Annotated in this window: 13 protein-coding genes; 10 read left to right on the top strand and 3 right to left on the bottom strand. The window is 61.3% G+C overall.

Annotated elements, in window-relative coordinates:
• Nucleotides 1–208 precede the first annotated feature (208 nt).
• The 3 genes from RHP72_RS28320 to RHP72_RS28310 all read left to right on the top strand — a co-directional run bounded on the left by RHP72_RS28320 (nucleotide 209) and on the right by RHP72_RS28310 (nucleotide 3,069).
• Nucleotides 209–1,099, top strand: a complete 891-nt coding sequence (locus RHP72_RS28320) for a LysR family transcriptional regulator (RefSeq protein WP_311094120.1) — start codon at nucleotides 209–211, stop codon at nucleotides 1,097–1,099.
• Nucleotides 1,096–2,022, top strand: a complete 927-nt coding sequence (locus tag RHP72_RS28315) for a LysR family transcriptional regulator (RefSeq protein ID WP_054188345.1) — start codon at nucleotides 1,096–1,098, stop codon at nucleotides 2,020–2,022. Before RHP72_RS28320 ends, RHP72_RS28315 begins: the two co-directional genes overlap by 4 nt.
• A 186-nt stretch (nucleotides 2,023–2,208) precedes the next feature.
• Complete coding sequence (locus tag RHP72_RS28310; RefSeq protein WP_021346076.1) at nucleotides 2,209–3,069, top strand: chlorophyllase/cutinase-like alpha/beta fold protein; 861 nt, start codon at nucleotides 2,209–2,211, stop codon at nucleotides 3,067–3,069.
• 63 nt (nucleotides 3,070–3,132) lie between these two features.
• Here the strand turns inward: RHP72_RS28310 and RHP72_RS28305 are convergent, their stop codons facing one another.
• Both RHP72_RS28305 and RHP72_RS28300 read right to left on the bottom strand, forming a co-directional pair.
• Nucleotides 3,133–3,621: a hypothetical protein gene (locus RHP72_RS28305; protein ID WP_311094119.1), complete on the bottom strand. Its 489-nt coding sequence runs from the start codon at nucleotides 3,619–3,621 to the stop codon at nucleotides 3,133–3,135.
• A 67-nt stretch (nucleotides 3,622–3,688) separates the two neighbouring features.
• Nucleotides 3,689–4,588: a LysR family transcriptional regulator gene (locus tag RHP72_RS28300; protein ID WP_054188344.1), complete on the bottom strand. Its 900-nt coding sequence runs from the start codon at nucleotides 4,586–4,588 to the stop codon at nucleotides 3,689–3,691.
• A gap of 119 nt (nucleotides 4,589–4,707) precedes the next feature.
• On the opposite strand from RHP72_RS28300, the gene RHP72_RS28295 reads away from it, so the two are divergent.
• Both RHP72_RS28295 and RHP72_RS28290 read left to right on the top strand, forming a co-directional pair.
• Entirely contained in the window at nucleotides 4,708–5,934 is a 1,227-nt protein-coding gene (locus RHP72_RS28295; protein WP_116057650.1) for an MFS transporter, read from the top strand.
• Nucleotides 5,935–5,973: 39 nt separating this feature from the next.
• Nucleotides 5,974–7,437, top strand: coding sequence for an amidase (locus RHP72_RS28290; RefSeq protein ID WP_311094118.1), 1,464 nt, complete (start codon nucleotides 5,974–5,976; stop codon nucleotides 7,435–7,437).
• A gap of 1 nt (nucleotide 7,438) precedes the next feature.
• Here the strand turns inward: RHP72_RS28290 and RHP72_RS28285 are convergent, their stop codons facing one another.
• A complete protein-coding gene (locus RHP72_RS28285) occupies nucleotides 7,439–7,855 on the bottom strand; it encodes a VOC family protein (RefSeq protein WP_116057652.1) in 417 nt (138 codons plus the stop codon).
• A gap of 323 nt (nucleotides 7,856–8,178) precedes the next feature.
• Here RHP72_RS28285 and RHP72_RS28280 point away from each other — a divergent pair, with 323 nt between their 5' ends.
• From RHP72_RS28280 to RHP72_RS28260, 5 genes are read left to right on the top strand one after another with little or no spacing between them, the layout of a single operon-like run.
• Nucleotides 8,179–11,517, top strand: coding sequence for a DUF4132 domain-containing protein (locus tag RHP72_RS28280; protein ID WP_193604686.1), 3,339 nt, complete (start codon nucleotides 8,179–8,181; stop codon nucleotides 11,515–11,517).
• Complete coding sequence (locus tag RHP72_RS28275; RefSeq protein WP_003943024.1) at nucleotides 11,514–12,602, top strand: AAA family ATPase; 1,089 nt, start codon at nucleotides 11,514–11,516, stop codon at nucleotides 12,600–12,602. Before RHP72_RS28280 ends, RHP72_RS28275 begins: the two co-directional genes overlap by 4 nt.
• The gene (locus RHP72_RS28270) at nucleotides 12,557–14,809 is read left to right on the top strand and encodes a DUF5682 family protein (RefSeq protein ID WP_143542534.1); all 2,253 of its coding nucleotides are present in this window, start codon (nucleotides 12,557–12,559) and stop codon (nucleotides 14,807–14,809) included. The genes RHP72_RS28275 and RHP72_RS28270 overlap by 46 nt, the downstream gene beginning before the upstream one ends.
• Entirely contained in the window at nucleotides 14,806–16,023 is a 1,218-nt protein-coding gene (locus tag RHP72_RS28265; RefSeq protein ID WP_116057654.1) for a VWA domain-containing protein, read from the top strand. Before RHP72_RS28270 ends, RHP72_RS28265 begins: the two co-directional genes overlap by 4 nt.
• On the top strand, nucleotides 16,020–17,945 hold the full coding sequence (locus tag RHP72_RS28260) for a hypothetical protein (RefSeq protein WP_311094117.1): 1,926 nt from the start codon (nucleotides 16,020–16,022) through the stop codon (nucleotides 17,943–17,945). Before RHP72_RS28265 ends, RHP72_RS28260 begins: the two co-directional genes overlap by 4 nt.
• Nucleotides 17,946–18,011 lie beyond the last annotated feature (66 nt).

Raw genomic sequence — 18,011 nt, 5'->3', positions numbered from 1 at the left:
AGGCGGCGATAGGTGCTCGACAAAAGCAGACGGGTGCCTCTGGTCGAAGCTCCCCGGGTTGTTGCTCACTGCGTTCATATGTGAAGCAGATCACGGGATTCTTCTTCCCGTCTACGCCACATTCGAGAGGTATGCCATAGGGTTTCCCTATGTCTGACGGGCGCAAAATCGGGCGCGCGCGAGGACTGCCAGGAGAAGGGAACCCCGAATGGACCGGCGTCATCTGGAATACTTTCTCGCCCTTGCTGATCGGGGCAGCATTTCCGCTGCGGCTCGCGGACTGGGGGTCAGCCAGCCGACGATCTCGGAGGCTCTGGCCAGGATGGAGAAAGAGTGCGGCCTGACGCTCGTCTGCCGTGGCTCGCGGGGAGTCACCCTGACCGACGCTGGACGCGATCTCACAGGTCCGGCGGCCCAAGTACTTCGGGCATACCGGGATTTGGATCACGCTTTGCATCCATTGAACGTCGTGCAGCGGGGTCGGCTGACGGTCGTGTGTCCGCGAACATTGGCGCGTGATCCAGCGGCCACGGCCTTGGGTGCGTTCAAAAGAAAGTTTCCGAACGTTGCGGTGACGATGCTCAGCAACGACACCGACGGAATCGGAACGGTGGTCGCCTCGGGTCAGGCTGATATCGGCCTCGGGGTGGACGAGGTGTTCGACGAGGGCGTTGAACGTATCCTTCTCGGCCGGCAACAAATCGTTGCGCTGGTGCCCGCCGCACGAAGTGAAGGCGAGGGGGCAGCGGCGTTGACGGATCTGTTGCGAATCGGATTGATCACCAGCCCGCGTGACGATGTCACTCGGCGACTGTTGGCGGAACGCCTGGGCGAAGGCACTGTGGACGAGGCGGTGGTTGCGGAGACTATCTCTGTGGCTTCGATGATCCCACTTGTACGCGCGGGAGTCGGCGTCGCTTTCCTTCCCGAATCTGTCGCCGATACAGTCGGAGAAGGTGTGGTGCTGTGTCGTACTCGGCCCCCGCTCACTCGTGATATCTGGATGTTCCACGGTTCGACGCCATCGCCTGCGGCACAAGCGTTTATCGAGACGACCAGCCGATTACGTGACGAAGGTGGAATGGGGAACGCCGGATGAGCAAGTTCGGAGAGTCCGCCACCCCGCGAATCGATCCGCGGCAGCTACAAGACTTCCTTGCCGTCGTCGAACACGGCAGTATCACGGCGGCAGCGGCAAATCAGTTCACGGGAACATCGAGCGTCTCTCAATCAATTGCGCGGCTCGAAAGACGCGTCGGAGGACGGCTTTTCAATCGAGGCCGGACCGGCGCGACGCTGACGGCGCGCGGACGGAATCTCATCGATCCAGCACGCGAAGCGCTGGCCGCGCTCGACCGATTAGTGGTCGACAGCGAGTCCTTACTGCCAGCAGTCCCCCGCCTCAGTGTTGCCACGACAGCGAGCCTTGCGGACGATCCCGCAGCGGTACTGCTCGGAGCGCTGCGCACGGAGGTGCCGAACCTGAGGATCACTATCTCGGATCCGCCTGGGTCATCCGTGGCCGATGCGATTCACCCGGTCATGGCAGGCACCGCTGACGTGGCAATAATGGAGTCGCCGCCCACCGGTGTTCCCGGGACGCGCACGGTGCGCCTTCCGGACCACAAGTTGCGGCTCGTCTGCCCGCCCGGTACCCCGTCACCGGTGGACGGGGTATTCATCGGCGAAGATCTCATGCGCATCGGCTTGGTTGTCGCACCACGGTTCGAAACTTCCGATGTCTATCGCCATCTGCGGTCGATCGAACCGCGAATCGACCACGCATTCGTGATGAGGTCACAGCACCGCGATGCCTTCGCGGATTTCGCGTACGAAGGGATCGGTGCTGTCATCCTCGAACTCTCCAGTGCCGAGCGAGCATCCGAACGCGGGTGCACTGTGGGCGAGATATTCGAACTGCCCCCACGGAAGATCGCAGCCGTGGCAAGGGACGGCCAGAACACGCAGATCGTCGAACATTTCCTACGGCTGTGTGCCGAGCAATCCGCGCGGAAGCCGTAGGCCGAGGCGATCTCGACCTTGCGCTCTGGGTATTCGCGTCGCCCGGGCATCCACCGAGAACGATGATTTTGTCCACAGACACAACACTTCTGGGATAGTCCGTTTCCTGAAACAAAGCCGACGGGTTGCCTTCCCGTGAATATGTAATACACGTCACTCCGGATCAACTTCGAAAGGTTGACTTTCATGCGAAAGTCTCTGAAACATTTCGTGAATGCTGCAGCGGCGGTTGCGTTGTGCGCGACGCTAGGACTCACGGGCGCAACCGGAACAGCGGCTGCCGATGCGCCCGGCATCCCGAGCGTCGGGCACGATTGGGCGAGTGCAGGGCCGTACACGCCGAACGTCTCGATCGGGCTGGTGCACACTCTGTACTACCCGCGCCAGCTCGGCGCGCGCGGCGAGAAGCACCCTGTTGTGATCTGGGGGAACGGGACCGGTGTGCTCCCCGGTGCGTACACCTCTTTGCTGCGCCACTACGCCAGCCACGGATTCATCGTGGTCGCCGCCAATACACCGGCAAGCAACTTCGCCATCACCATGCGGTCGGGAATCGACCTCATCGCGGACAAAGCGGCCAGCCCGTCGAGTGTCTTCTACGGCAAAGTCGACCTGGAACACATTGGTGCGGTGGGGCACTCGCAGGGCGGGTCTGCGGCGATCAACGCGGCGATCGACGACCGCGTCGACACTGCCGTCGCGATCCAACCAGGCCCGCTCAATGATGTCGATCTCATCGACGAGCCGGTTCTCTATCTGGCCGGCCAGGCCGACGCAATCGTTTGGCCGGCGATCGTGCGGGCGATGTACGAGGACGCAGACCACGTGCCTGCCGAGTATCTGGAACTGCGCGGCGCCACGCACTTCGGTACGGCGATCAACGGCGGCGATATGCGCGGGCCGAGCACGGCGTGGCTGCGGTACTGGCTACTTGACGATCCGAACGCTCGCACCGAGTTCTTCGGAGCGAGCTGTGGATACTGCACTGACACCCAGCAGTTCTCCGATTTCGACCGCAACGATCTGGCCATGCAGATCCCGGGGTGACGGTCAGATCCGGAGTTGTCGAAGACGAACAGCCTTCCAATCAGGTCGGCGGAGTTGCGAAGCTCAGATGACGACGTAGCCGTACATCCGTTCGCCCTGAGCCACAGCTCTGGTCGCTAGTTCGGCGAAGGCGGTCAGGAACGGCACTGAGTCCTCCGACGGTTCACTCGTCTCGTCGATTGCCCAGGCCGCCGCAGCGGCGGCGACACCGTCAGCGTTCAATTCCGCTAGTGCATCGCGTAATTCGTCGGTAACCGTGAGCACGAGGGTGTCGCCGTCGTCGCTCATCGCGACGAGTTTCCCGCAGCGTCGACCTTTTGCAACTTCGTCGTAGGGGCGAGCGGTGAGGGCTGCTTCCAGTCGGCCGAGCGCGACAACTGGATCGACGCCTTTCGCCTGCAGAACTGGAGTCCCACTCGCAGCCAACTGGACCCGCGGGCGAGAAGCTGCGTTCGCCTCCATCACCTCTGGTTCCAAGTCGACGAGTCCCGCGAGGGCAGAGGTGGCATGCTCATCCGTGCGCGCGGTGAAGTAGTCGGTGATCGCAGACATGGCGCGATCATCTCACACACGATGCATCTCAATGCCCCGGACTCCTTCCGCGACTTACTGATCGACGTCAGGAGGGACAGGTGTGCGCTTCCTCGATCGCTTTCGCGAAAGCGCGAAGTCGTGGGCTTTCGAGATCGGTACGCCACACGAGACCCAAAGCAGATTCGGGTAATCCGTTGATCGGTACGAATGTGATGTCCGAGCGCTGGCTGTATGCAGCGGTCGCAGCGCAGAGGATGAGGCCGACCTGACTGAATGCGACCTGCGACAGGCCTTCCTGAACGGTGCTCGCCCCACCCTGCGTGGGAATCGTGGCTCCGCCCGGCGTCGTGCTCGGGGAATTCACACGCTGCCAATAGTCGGGGGCGGGGCCGGTGATGGGTACCAGGCAGATCTGCGCCAACTGCTCGGCGTCGATCACGCCCAGTTCGCTGAACGGGTGATGGACTGAGACGGCGAGGGTCTGGGGCTGTCGAGAAAAGACGAGCCCGGTTGTCAGTTCCGGCTCATCTACGGGGAGAAGGGCCACTGCCGCATCGATTCGCCCGGCGAGTACATCACTGAACGGATCACCCAGGGGTAATTCTTTGATGGTCACGCATGTTTGCGGATGTTGTATTTCGAAACGAGAGACAGCAGCCGCGATCGAATCGTAAATTGCTCCTTGGAAACCCACCCGAAACGGCGTCGGCGTGTTGCGTGCTCTCGATTGAGCGTCCTCGATTACTCCGACGAGCGCCCGATGGGCGGGAGCCAACGACGCAAGAAATTCGGCGCCGAATTCAGTCAGGTGAACGCGGCGACTGGTCCGCGCTACCAGGCGTGTGCCGATACGACGCTCCAATGCGCTGATCAGCTGACTCACTCGGCTCTGGGAGATGAACAGCCGCTCGCCGGTGCGACCGAAGTGCAGTTCTTCAGCGAGAACGAGGAAGCACTCGATCTCACGCATCGGGGGCTCCGACATTTTCACTCCGACCCTGGACTCATTCGACCACTCCATCATGGCTCATCGATGAATTGAGCTAATGGTTGGATGAGCGATTCGCCGTTGATCCATCGGCGTGCAGGAGCTTCTCTGGTTACATGCCCCACTCCGCATCTGCACAGAACAGCCCTGCGTCCACGTCCTCAACCCACGCACACACCATTGAGAACCACTGGGCTGCGGTCGCGCTGATCGCAGCGTCCACCTTCATCGTTGTCGCGGCAGAGATGATGCCGGTCGGGCTACTCACCCCGATCGGTGCTGACCTGGTGGAAAGCGAAGGGACCATCGGGCTCTCACTGGCCATTACCGGATTGGTGGCAGCGGCCACTGCCCCGTTTGTGCCCATCGTGACCCGGCGCTTCGATCGTCGGTCGACGCTCATCGTCTTGATGCTGTTAGTCGCAGCGGCGAACGCCCTCACGGCCCTTGCTCCGAGCTTCGTTGTCCTCGCTGTGGCTCGCGTCCTTCTAGGCGTGAGCATGGGTGGAGTCTGGGCGCTCGCCGCAAGCCTGGCTCCCAGGTTGGTGGAGACCAGATCCGTCGGGTTGGCGACCACGATCATCTTCAGCGGAATCGCGGTCGCCTCAGTTCTCGGTGTCCCCGCGGGGACGTATATCGGAGCAGCGGCCGGGTGGAGCGTGGCATTCTGGACTCTCAGCTGCGCGGCGACGCTGATCGCGATCGCCATGATCGCTGTCCTACCCACGATGCCAGCTGATCGGGCCTTGTCGCTCGGGAGTCTCGTGGCGGCCTTTCGGAACCCAGGAGTCCGGGTCGGATTCGCGATTACCGCGCTCATCGTCACCGCTCATTTCGCGGCGTACACCTATGTGCGCCCGGGGCTGGAGTTCTTCGCGGGGTTGAACGCTTCGCAGGTCGGCACAATGCTCCTGATCTACGGTGCATTCGGTGTCGTCGGCAACTTCATCGCCGGGCCGTCCGCTGCAAAGTCCCCGAAGGCGGTGGTCGTCAGCCTCAGCGTGGGAATAGCGGTCACACTCGCCCTGTTTCCGATCTCGGCTACCACCTTGATCGCAGCTGCTCTGCTCATGGCGGCTTGGGGCCTCTTCTACGGTGGTGCATCGGTGAGTACTCAAACATGGATTGCACAAGCAGCTCCCGTTCACCGCGAGGCCGCTTCTGCTCTGTGGGTTGCAGTCTTCAATGCAAGCATCGCCCTCGGTGCGTTCGCGGGTGGACGCATTCATGACCACTCCGGTTCCGAAACGGTCTTCTGGACAGCCGCGGGAATCGCCACTCTCGCAATGCTGCTCGCCACATTCCGCAATCCCGTCGTGGCAAAGCATGAACTGACAACCTAGCCGCCTACACAAAACCTTCATAGAGGCAGGACCACAGATATGCGCCAGACACCCGTTTCAACCTTCATGGATGTGACCGAGATGCTCGAACGCTACCGGGACAAATCGCTGTCTCCGGTGGAGGTGCTCGAGTCCACCATCGAACGTATCGAGGCGCTCAACCCGACCTTGAATGCAGTGGGACACACTTTCTTCGATACTGCTCGGGCACAAGCGAAGTCAGCGGAACGCCACTACACCCGCGGTTCGGATGTCAGCCTTCCGCTCGCCGGTGTTCCCGTTGTGGTGAAAGAGGATGAACCGGTACAAGGCCAACCGTGGACTCAAGGGTCCAAGGTCTATGCGGACATGATCGCCACCCACACTTCGACTTTCGTGCAGCGGATCGTCGACGCCGGTGCCATCGTCCACGCGCGATCGACGGCACCCGAATTCTCCTCGGCCGCGTTCACACAGTCCGAGTTGTGGGGCGTCACTCGCAATCCGTGGAACACGAAATACTCCTCCGGTGGGTCTTCCGGTGGATCGGCAGTCGCACTTGCCACCGGTATGACGCACTTGGCTACCGGTTCCGATGTTGCAGGATCGATCCGAACTCCGTCGTCACTCAACGGAATTGTCGGGTTCAAGCCACCGCATGGCCGTGTCCCCGTTGATCCGCCCTTCAATCTCGATCGCTACTGCCACTGCGGTCCGATGGCGCGCACCGTAAGTGATTGCCTCACAATGCAGTCGGTCATCGCGGGACCGACCTCCACTGACATTGCCTCGAATGTACCGGCATCGCAGTTACCTACCTTCGCAACGCGTTCGTGCGCGGGAATGCGTATTGCCGTGATCCCCGCATTAGGTGACTGGCCGGTTGATTCGGACGTCGCCGAGAACACGGCGAAGTTGGTGGACACCCTCACCGCTCTGGGCGCACGCGCGGAGATCATCGAAGTCGACCTGTCCCGCACTGCCGTCATGCGCGCGGCCGCCATTCACTACGACCACGTGTTCGGTGCTTCGATCTCTGCCGAAGCGTCCGCGCACCCCGACAAGGTCACGGAGTACGCGAAGGAATTCGCGCGATGGGCACGTCGCACCCGTGGTGACGCGACTTTCCTCGACGGACTCGCGATCGAAGCCGAACTGTATTCGTCGATCGGATCCCTGTTCGACACCTATGACGCGTTGATCACTCCGGCAGTGGCGACGGAGGGCTTTCTTGCCGGCGACGACTACGTGGGGCACGGAATCAATGTGGCTGGAACAGAATTGGAGTTCTACCTCGAGGCTGTACCGGCCATCACCTTCAACATCCTGAGTAGCTGCCCGGTGCTGACAATCCCCACCGGTTTCGCTCGGAACGGAATCCCCACGGGCACACAGATAGTTACGCGACCGTACGACGACCAGACGGCCTTTGCGATTGGGCTCGCCCTCGAGAAGGTCCTGCCTTATCCCGGCAATCACCCGGATTGTCGTGCCTTCTCGCGAGAATTTCGGGCAGGCGGGTGAATCACGCCACGCAGAATTCGTTGCCCTCGGGATCGGCCATGATCACATGGTGACCCTCGAATCTTTCCAATTCTGATGCGCCCGCGCGTAGTAGCCGTTCGACCTCGCGAAGGATTGTCGCCCACTTCTGAGTCGGGGTTCCGTCTCCGGATACCCGGAGATCGAGATGTAATCGGTTCTTGGCCACCTTGGATTCAGGAACCTGTAGAAGGCAGAGGCGAGGAGCCACTCCGAGCGGGTGGCGCAACCAAGCTCCGCCCATCCCGTCGTCTTCGTCGTCGAAAGTGGCAAGCCACTCCTCGCGAGTCGAAAAAGGCTGCGGTGGTGGCTCATCGACGTATCCAGCGGCTATCTTCCAAAACGTAGCCAAGCGGTCGGGGTCTGTGCAATCCATCGTCAGATCGACGCGAGTGAGCATCTGTCGATGTTAACGCCCAAGGCAATCGAGTGCCGGGAGGGAGGAAGCTTGCGGCATTCTTCGGAACCAAGCTGCTCGCCGCTATTTCCGCGTGCGACGTGGGCAGTCCACCGGTCCGTCGGCTGCTCGATTGTCAGCAGCAGCAGATACTCGACCAGTCGCTTGTAGCGTCGATCCCGTATTCGGCCCTGTGCCAATGTGCAGGAGGACGTCACCGCAACCGCTGTCGGGGGCCGCGTTCGGGAATGTCGAACAAGCCGATCGTTCGGATCGCTATCATTCTGGCTACGCCCGCCGACCGGGCCGGGATCTCGAGGAGACGCGTGAACCACACCACGACCGAATCTACTGCCGTGCCGCCCGCGTCATGGTTGCCGATGAAGTACCCCCGGCGCGGCGGTTTTGCCGCCGACGTGGCACCTGTCGATCCCGCAGCCGGTGCCGAACTCGATCGACAATTCGACTGCGACGACCAGTTTCGCGAATTCAGTTCGGCGTATTTGGTCAATGATCCTGATCCTGACGAGCTCACCCTCGCCGCCCGGAAGTATCAAGCCGGTGAGATCTCCGCTGTCGGTGCAGCTGCTTTGTACTGCATACTCGGCCGCTACGCAGATAATGACCGGCAACAATCGACAGTTCTCGTGGACGGGTTGGTGGCACGGCACGGGTTGGTCTTCGCGGTCGAAGCACTCTTGGAATGGGCCGACCTGCGGTTCGTTCATGTTTCGGTGCCTGTGTCAGAGCTGGGACCCGACGCGGTAATTGTAGTGGCGAACATCGGCGGTGAGTCGCCAGCTGCGGGATACAAGATGCCTGAGTATGTACTGCGCGAGCAGCTCGGGCGGACGGACGAACCTGATGCGCAAGTGGTCCGAGAGCACATGCTCGACCGTATGCGCGGCCTGTTGGCGACAGCCTCTGACGAGGACTACGCCGCAGCCCGAGAGGTGGCGTCGTCGATGCGCACCAACAGCACCCGCCGTTTGACGGCGTCGTTCATCTTTCCGACCGAGGAAGGGTGGTCGGAAGAACTCATCATGGGAATGCGCGCTCGGTGGTATCACTGGAACACTCAGCTGACGGTTTCGTCGAACACGGTACAGCAGCTCGAACGGGTGACCGACTCACACGCAATGCGCAGTTGGCTCGAGGACGAGGCGATGATTGCCGCAGTAGTTGACGGCATAGGTGCAGGTCTTACCGGACTGTTGGTCGATGCGTTCGACAAACCAAACCAGTACGGACACATGAGGGACGAGGCGACACTGCTCCGAATCCTCTGGGCGCTCTCGGCGATACCCACCGACGAAGCGTTCACTGCTCTGGTTGAACGTCGCCACGTGAAGAGTGCGTTGCCCGCGGTCCTACACGCAATGCAACATTACCCACGTCGAGCATTGAAGATATTGGCAGAGAAGGATATCGACCTGTTGGACCGTCACGTGCGGGCGAATCCCGACATCGCCGCCGAGCTGTCGCCTACACTTCCCGAGCCTGCACGGCGAAGGATCGCCGAATTGTCGACGCCGACGCCCGAGGCCACGGATCTTCCGCCCATTCTCGTCGCGCCGCCGTGGTCGAACAGAAAGAAAGCGCTCGACGTCGCGGTGATCGGTGATCTCGTTGCTCCTGAAATCAGCCGAATAGTCTGGCTTCCAGGTGAACTCGAACAAATCAAGAACACTCCGAGCGACTACTCCTACACCACGTGGGAAAATTACAAACAGTATGTGCAGGATGTATCACCGCGTTCCACCCATGACTGGAACACCTGGGTGATTTTTCTACTGGCCCCAGACGAAATCGCGCGCCCGTTCCTGACGGACTGGCCCGGAACCTCGCTCAAGGATCCACTTCGGGTTGTCGCTCGCTACGAACTCGATGCGCTGCCGCTGATGCTTCGCTTCACGCGCGCTCATCCAGGTGCCGCGGCGCCATACTTGATGCCATATGTCGATATCGATGTCGCGCGCGTGCATGCGACGATGTTCGCCACCAGGAAGAATCTCCGCAAACCTGCGATGGCGTGGCTGGTTCGACACGCTGAAGATGCAGTGGCACTACTCGTTCCAGACGCAGTGGGTCCGGCAGGTGCTCAACGTGATCATGCTGCCGCCGCCCTGCGTGCGCTCGCCAGAACAACCTCACGCGAGACAGTGGTCGACGGAGCGAACCGGTACGGCCCCGAAGCCGGGCAGGTAGTCGCCGGCATTGTCGATCTCGACCCGCTCGAGATGTTGCCCAAGCGGATACCGAAAACTCCGGTTTGGGTGGATGTCTCTTCACTTCCGCTGATTCTGAACGAGAATCGATCGGCCGCACTGCCGACGTCGGCGGTGTCGACGATCCTGACGATGTGCGCAATCGGAACCGCGGACGCTCCTTACGCCGGACTCGATGTAGTAACTGCGTATTGTGACCGATCGTCGCTCGCCGAGGCCGCGTGGGAACTATTCGAACGATGGTGGGGTGCCGGCGCTCCGTCGAAGGACAACTGGGTGATTCTTGCGCTGGGTTGGCTCGGCGACGATTCGACAGTGGCAAGATTGGCACCCCTCGTCAGACGGTGGCCAGGTGAGAATGGTGCAGCACGAGCACAACTCGGTCTCGATGCACTGGCTGCACATGGGTCAGCCCGCGCGTTGACAGAACTCGATCACATCTCCCGAAAAATGAAGTTCAAGTCGTTGAAGAACGGAGCGGCACAACGCGTCGCAGAGTTGGCCGACAGTCTCGGGCTCGATCGAGAACAGCTGGCCGACCGGATCGTTCCTGATCTCGATCTGACGCCGGACGGCACTATGAACTTCGACTACGGGACGCGGATGTTCACCGTTGGTTTCACGGAGGCTCTCGTGCCTTATGTGCTCGACGGAGGAGGTAAGAAGACGTCAGGACTGCCCAAACCCACCAGAAATGACGACGTTGTTCTCGCCGAGAGTGCGAAGAAGCGATTCACCGAGCTTAAGCGAGAAACGAAAGCTGTTGCTGCCGAGCAGATCAAACGCCTGAACCGTTCGATGGTTACCGGGCGCCGCTGGACTAGGACAGAATTCGACGACTTCGTGCTCGGCCATCCGCTGCTGATTCACGTTGCACGGCGACTGCTGTGGGCATCGTTCGATGACAGCGGTCTGCCTACAGTCGTGTTCCGGGTCGCGGAGGACAGTACCTTGGCCGACATCGACGACCAGACCGTCGAGCTACCTGAGGGCCGTATCGGGCTAGTACACCCCGCGCACATACCCGATACGGTGGGCGCGTGGTCCGACGTGTTCGCCGACTACGAAATCTTGCAGCCTTTCCCACAGTTGGGTCGTGCTGTCCACGATCCGCTACCCGATGACGTCGACGGGAGTGGACTGAGTCGATTCACCGGAGTAACCGCCAGCCCCAGTCAGGCACTGCGGTTGACGTACAGAGGATGGGAACCGGTGTGGGAGAACCCAGCTTCCTGGGGACAAGGCCTGCTGTACCAGCTCAGCGATGACGTGTCTGTTCTGTTGGGGTTGGAGCCCGGGATGGGGACGGGAGACCCTTACAACGGGTACCCCGATCAGAAGCTCGTTTCGGTGGAACTCCGTGGGGGGACTTTGAACGATGTCGATCGTGCGACGGTCTCCGAACTCATCGCAGACTTGGCAGGGTTCGCCTCGTGACTTCACGAGTCCAGCGCCCACCGGCTGAGGAGCGGTTTGCCGAGGAACTTGCGCGTTTGGCCGAAGAAGACACTGGGCCGCGACCACCGGGGTGGCGTCTAACCCTCACGTCGGCGCGGACGTTCGTCATGGGCGACGTCGAGCTGGGAATAGCGCCGAAATACGTAGGCAACGCATCGCTCGTCGAACGCTCACTCGTCACCTTGGCGACGACACGTGGATTGATGCTGGTCGGAGAACCTGGTACTGCCAAATCGCTACTGTCAGAGCTCATCGCCGCTGCCGTGAGCGGGGATTCGACCCTCACGATCCAGGGCGGTGCCGCCACGACCGAGGATCAGATCCGGTATTCGTGGAACTATGCACTGCTCGTCGCGGAAGGCCCCTCGACTCGATCGATGGTTCCAGCGCCGATGATGCGTGGAATGGCCGAGGGACGCGTCGTGCGGTTCGAGGAGGTCACGCGGTGTCCGCTCGAAGTGCAGGACACTCTGTTGTCGTTGCTGTCCGAACGGGTGCTGGCAGTCCCGGAACTTTCCGGAGACGACGCAATGGTCTATGCCCGTGAGGGTTTCAATGTGATCGCCACCGCAAACACCCGCGACCGTGGCGTCAACGAGATGAGCGCCGCACTCAAACGGCGCTTCAACTTCGAGACCGTGCACCCGATCGCCGATTTCGACACCGAAGTCGAACTCGTGCGAACAGAATCGGCGGCCTTGCTGCGTGCTTCCGGTGTAGCTGCAGAACAAGATCCGGCAGTGTCCGAGTTGTTGGTCACGCTGTTTCGTGACCTACGTACAGGATTCACCGCGAACGGATCGCCGGTCGAGCGACTGTCATCGGTGATGAGCACGGCTGAAGCGGTGTCCCTTGCGCATGCCACCGGTATTCGTGGGTGGTTCTTGCGAGGAGACGCCGGTACCGTCACCGACCTCGCCGAGTCCCTGGCCGGTACGGCGACGAAAGACAACAGTGAGGATGCTGCCCGGTTGCGCCGCTACGTCGAGAAAGTAGGGTCGCAGCGGACGAGTGCGGCATGGCAAGAGCTACGCCGGGCGCACGCACGTCTGACCGGACCGTGAGCGTCGCTGTGGTGGACGCTGGTCGCGACGTCGTGGTGATCGGGATTCGGCACCACAGCCCTGCGTGTGCTCGGATCGTGGCGGAGACCATTGAACGCCTGCAGCCGACGCATGTCTTGATCGAGGGACCCGCAGACTTCACCGATCGAATCGATGAACTGAGACTCGATCACAAGTTGCCGATCGCGCTGTACTCCCACGTGCGACGAGGAGCGCACACGCGCGTGACATGGGCTGCCTTCACCGATTGGTCTCCAGAATGGATCGCCCTTCGGTCGGCCTCCAAGGTGTCGGCGGAGGTTCGGTTGATCGATCTTCCCGCCTGGCACCCCGCTTTCGACGGGCCGCCGGACGAGTACAGTGTGGCTGCAACAGTATTGGCGGCCGGACTGGGACTGGACACGGTCGACGCGATGTGGGATCACGTCGTCGAGTCGCGCGCCGATACGCTCACTGTCGAGGAATTGACTGCCGTCCTCGACGACTACTTCGATGCGATCCGGGTAGGTGACGCCACAGTGTCCGAGCGCGAACAGTACATGGCATCGTGGATACGGGCCGCTCGAGAGCGCCCCGGAAGCGGTGCGGTCGTTGTCGTCTGCGGCGGGCGTCATCGGCCGGCGATCATGTCCGAACTGGCTCGCGGTAGACCGACCGACGGATTCTGGCCCGCCGTTCCGACCGCGGGCCCTGATGTCGACATCGGCAGTTACCTGGTCCCCTATTCCTACAGTCGTCTCGACCTGGAATCCCCATGGTGGTACGAGAAGCTCTGGCAGAAAACGACATCGGCCGGGGAGGTTGCAGCCGCGGCGATCGTCCGTGATTTGCGATCCCGGAATCAACGCGTCTCGACAACGGATTTCATCGGATTCCGTACGCAGATCCTCGGACTCGCCGCTATCCGTGGTCACGCGCTGCCGACGCGACGAGATGTATTAGATGCTGCAGCAAGTACATTGGTGGGTGAGGCGTTGGCGTCGCCGCTGCCTTGGACACTCGCAGGGGAACCTCTGGGGCCCGAACCCGACCCCGTCATCTCGGCCTGTATGCGCACGATGCGAGGTGATCGGCGGGGCACGCTGCACCCTGATTCACCGGTACCGGGATTGGTTTGTCACGTCGATATGCTCCTCGAGGAGTTCGACCTCTTGCCCGGCCCTGTTGCACTCGACTTGGCCGACGAGCGTAGTCGTCAGCGTAGTCGTGCACTACATCAGTTGCGTGTGCTGGGAGTGCCAGGATTCGAGCGAACTGCAGGTCCAGGCAGTGGTTCTGCAGTGGTGTCGACAGAACGGTGGATGATTGTCGACTCCGCAGACCGCCTCCCGGCGCTGGTCGAGGCTGCAGCCAAAGGCCATACTCTGGTAGAGGCAGCTGGGGCCACCCTGGAATCTTCGCTGACTTCGGCTGCGGCTGATGTCGAGCGTCTTGCACACATTCTGTTCGATGCAGTTCTTTGTGGACTCGACTCGGTGGCTGACCGAACCGAGTCGATCGCATCCGAATCATTGAAGGGCGTAGGAGATCTCGGGGGCACAGGCCTGCTGCTTCGAGCCGCTCTGGACCTGTGGCGGCACGACTCACTCTTCGGGAGCCGAGGGTCCACACTGCTCGGGGCGATAATTGATTCGGCGTCCTCGCAGGTCGTTGCGTTGGCGCACCGAGTTCGGGCCACGACCGGTGGCGCTGATCTCCCCCGGATATCAGCTCTCGCAGCGTTATCCGATGCGATGGAGTATGCGACGGAGATCCTCTCGACTGATCCGGCCGACGAACTGACCGCTCTGGCACGTGACAATGGTGCCGCGGTCGACATCAGGGGATCGGCCCTGGGAACGTCCTGGGATCGAATTCCCCCCGATGCAGCAGTCGACGCCGTTCGATCGATTCCTGCAGAACACCTCGGTGATTGGTTGTGCGGACTGTTCGGAGTAGCACGTGAGCGTTTTCTGGACGCGGAATCCAGCGACACAGTGTTGACCGCCGTCGATGAAATCGTGAGCAGACTGTCCGAACACGAGTTCCTGACAGCACTTCCCGCGCTACGGCAGTCCTTCGAATTCTTCCCTCCCCATGAACGCGACATCATCGCGCGCCGCCTGACAACGTCGACACCAGAGGCTGCAGTCGTGAACTCCCTGGATGTCGGAAGGCAGCTCGACGCCCGGGTGGACGACGCGCTTGCCCAGATCGGTATGCGATGAACATCGAACGATGGCGGCTGATTCTGGGTGATGCGTCGGCCGGAGTACTCGGTGATCCAACGGGCGATGCGGCTGAACGCGACGACGCGTTGGAGTGGCTGTACGCCCGTGACCCGGCTCGCAGCGCGCAGGGCGTTCGCGCTGGAACTTCCCGACTGCAGGGGACCGACTCCGTAACGACTGGAGACAACCCGGGTGGCGGAGATACGCCCGGTTCCCCGGGTGCGGTTCCGCCGAGTCGCAAGGATGGGCGGTATCGCCCCAATGGGCTCGGCGAAACGACGGTGACGGCCGTGGACTGGCTCGACGACATCCACCGTCTTTTTCCTCGCGAGACAGTTCATCGACTCGAACGCGACGCCGTGGAGAAATACGAAATCACCGAAGTGGTGACAGATTTGGAAGCGTTGCAGCGTATCGAGCCCAGCGTGACTCTGCTTCGAGCAGTGCTGCGTACCAAACACCTGATGGATCCCCGAGTTCTGGCGATGGCAAAAAAGGCTGTCGACAATGTCGTACGCGAGTTGATCGAGAGGCTCTCGGTGGACGTCCGCAGGACCTTCCACGGCAAACGTAGCCGACACAGAACAGCGTTTCGTAATTCGCGCAATTTCGACTTCGAGGCAACGGTTCGCGCCAATCTGCAGCATTGGTCACCGCAAACACGCAAGATTGCTATCGAAAAGCCTTTGTTCACTTCGCGAACTCGTCGGCACACGGATACGTGGACGTTGATTCTGTTGGTCGACCAGTCCGGATCGATGATCGACTCTGTCATCCACTCGGCGATCACCGCTGCATGTTTCTGGAATGTCCCCGGATTGAGGACTCACCTCATTGCATACGACACCAATGTCGTCGATCTCACGTCCGAGGTTCTCGACCCGGTCGAGCTCTTGATGAGCGTCCAATTGGGAGGCGGGAATGACGGTGCAAAGGCCGTCGATTATGCCGCGCAACTTGTGGATACGCCGCAACGAACGATTGTTGTCATCATCTCCGATCTGTACGAAAGTGCACCGGATCGGTTCGTCCGGAGCGTTGCCGGTCTCACGGACAATGGTGTGCGTGTCCTGGCGCTTGCTGCGCTCGACGATGCTGGTGACCCTGATTACGACCGTGAAATTGCCCGTCGCTTGACGCGACTGGGTGTGCACGTCGGTGCGATGACTCCCGGAGGGCTGGCCGAATTCGTGGCCGGTTGTATTCGATGACGTCCCGGCCTGATCTGGCTGCGCTCACCGACGATGCGCTTGCGCTGGTCGCCAATCGCGGGCTCGTCAAGCGAGCCGCGCGTATGTTCGCCGAGGAAACGCCTGAACTCTTGGTGACGAGCGAACGGATCCTCGTCAGGTACGGCGACGGTGTCGAAACCAGTCTTCCTGCCGGCGTTCCATTCTCGGAAGCGTCGTGCACGTGTGGCGCAAGCTCGGTGTGCCGGCACCGTGTCGGTCTCGTTCTCGTTTATCGGGCGAATCACGGGTCGAGCTTCGATCACATAGACTGGACACCAGGGGAATTCGATGACGAGGCGCTGGAGGCATTTCTCGGAGCGGCGGTACTGGCACGGGCGAATCGGACCAGGCGGGAGGGCTACCAGGCAACAGTGCATCGAGCTCGAGGTACAGATCCTGTTGTGCGAGTCGAACTCCCGCATTGCACGGTCCGGTTCTTGGTCCCACATGAACTGAGTCACGCCCATTCTTCGGCATCTGCGCACACGACGGCAGAAGCGATAGCACTTGCCGTGTGGGCGGTTCGGGCGGCGGACGAATCCGGAACCGACCATGTGCACGTGGGTCGGAGTTCAGTCGTGCGAGATGCTGATCGAAGTGCTCTGGCAAGGGCCTTGGCGCGGACGATCCTCGTGGACGGTCTGTCCACCACAACGGCGGTGCAACACGCCACTGCCGTCAGAGACACCCGCACCATTGAGGCAGGTTCCGCAATCTGGTTGGCCGATGCGTGCATAGAACTGACCGACCAGATCGAGGCCTATTCGATGCGGCATGCCGGGCACAGTCGCACACGAGTGGCGATGATCATCGCCGAGATTCATGCGAGGGTCGAACTCGGTGAATCGGTCGATTCATCGCTTGCCGGGACAGCACTAGGGACCGAGACTCCCGGTGAAACTCCGCTGCGTCGTTCACGTCTGATCAGCCTCGGCGCGAGGGTGACGGCGACTGGCGATTCGACTACCGCCGATATCTACTTCGCCGAACCAGATTCGGATGCAGTCTTTCTCATGAGTCACGATTGGTCGAGTGAATCCGACGAGGCACTCTCCGGGTATGCGATCTCGACTCGCCGAATTTCCGGTTCGACGGTCGCCGCTTTGGCTTCATCGACAGTGCTCACAGAATCAGCGGTTCGCCGTGCCAACCACAGAATCCGCCTCGGGCGTAAAGGGATCGGGCGGACTTCCATTCTCCCTCTCGGCGTCGACGCGTGGGAAAAATCGATTGACGTGGTGGACGATTACGCCGAGATGCATCGCCGGTTCATCGAGCGCCCGCCGCCGTTTGCCCGAGCCCGGCTGACTACCGATGGCGTCGGTGTGATGCGAATAGATTCTGTAATCAGCACCGATTACGCTCCTGCAGAACAGATGTGGACAATGCGGGTCGGAGATGGGCGTGGCAACCTGGCGCAGGTGAGCGTCGTACATCGAGCGCATGCGCCCGGTGCAATCGACGCGATGGTCCGGGCAACGTCGGCCCGGCCGAGGGCCGTGAGCGGTCGGCTGACTGTCCGAGCCGGTGCGTTGTGGATGACACCATTCGCTATTGCATGCGACCTCGGCGTCATCGTTCCCGATCTCGAAGAAGGCCTCGGCGGTGCGACGATGACTCGCGCAGTCACGACGGGCGGTGTGGACGCCATCGACAGTGCGCTGGAGGGAGCTCTATCCGTACTCGCGGACATCGCTCACCGCGGGCTGAGAAATGCGGCTGAGCCTACTATTTCTGCGCTTCGTCGTTGTGCAGCAGGGGTAGTCATGGTCGGTATGGATTCAACGGCGCGAGCCTTGGAGTGCGTAGCCGATGCGATTTCGTTCGGTGAGCTGGAGACGTCGGCAGATGCGTGGGTTCATGCTGTGATCCGGATCGTCACGGCCATCGAATCACGTTGAGACACCCGGCTTTGCGACCCTTCCAGTGATCAGCCTGCCTGCAGGCTTCAATTCTGACGGGCTGCC

The organism is Rhodococcus sp. SG20037, from assembly GCF_031763325.1.
In the GTDB taxonomy this organism is placed as follows: domain Bacteria; phylum Actinomycetota; class Actinomycetes; order Mycobacteriales; family Mycobacteriaceae; genus Rhodococcus_F; species Rhodococcus_F qingshengii.
Note: the sequence above shows the minus strand (reverse complement) of the source record. Positions and strands in the feature narration are given on the sequence as shown.

Coding starts and splice junctions, on each gene's coding strand:
- RHP72_RS28320 (WP_311094120.1), top strand. CDS start 209: ATGGACCGGCGTCATCTGGAATACTTTCTCGCCCTTGCTGATCGGGGC.
- RHP72_RS28305 (WP_311094119.1), bottom strand. CDS start 3,621: ATGTCTGCGATCACCGACTACTTCACCGCGCGCACGGATGAGCATGCC.
- RHP72_RS28315 (WP_054188345.1), top strand. CDS start 1,096: ATGAGCAAGTTCGGAGAGTCCGCCACCCCGCGAATCGATCCGCGGCAG.
- RHP72_RS28265 (WP_116057654.1), top strand. CDS start 14,806: ATGAACATCGAACGATGGCGGCTGATTCTGGGTGATGCGTCGGCCGGA.
- RHP72_RS28290 (WP_311094118.1), top strand. CDS start 5,974: ATGCGCCAGACACCCGTTTCAACCTTCATGGATGTGACCGAGATGCTC.
- RHP72_RS28270 (WP_143542534.1), top strand. CDS start 12,557: ATGGCAAGAGCTACGCCGGGCGCACGCACGTCTGACCGGACCGTGAGC.
- RHP72_RS28260 (WP_311094117.1), top strand. CDS start 16,020: ATGACGTCCCGGCCTGATCTGGCTGCGCTCACCGACGATGCGCTTGCG.
- RHP72_RS28295 (WP_116057650.1), top strand. CDS start 4,708: ATGCCCCACTCCGCATCTGCACAGAACAGCCCTGCGTCCACGTCCTCA.
- RHP72_RS28310 (WP_021346076.1), top strand. CDS start 2,209: ATGCGAAAGTCTCTGAAACATTTCGTGAATGCTGCAGCGGCGGTTGCG.
- RHP72_RS28285 (WP_116057652.1), bottom strand. CDS start 7,855: ATGCTCACTCGCGTCGATCTGACGATGGATTGCACAGACCCCGACCGC.
- RHP72_RS28300 (WP_054188344.1), bottom strand. CDS start 4,588: ATGTCGGAGCCCCCGATGCGTGAGATCGAGTGCTTCCTCGTTCTCGCT.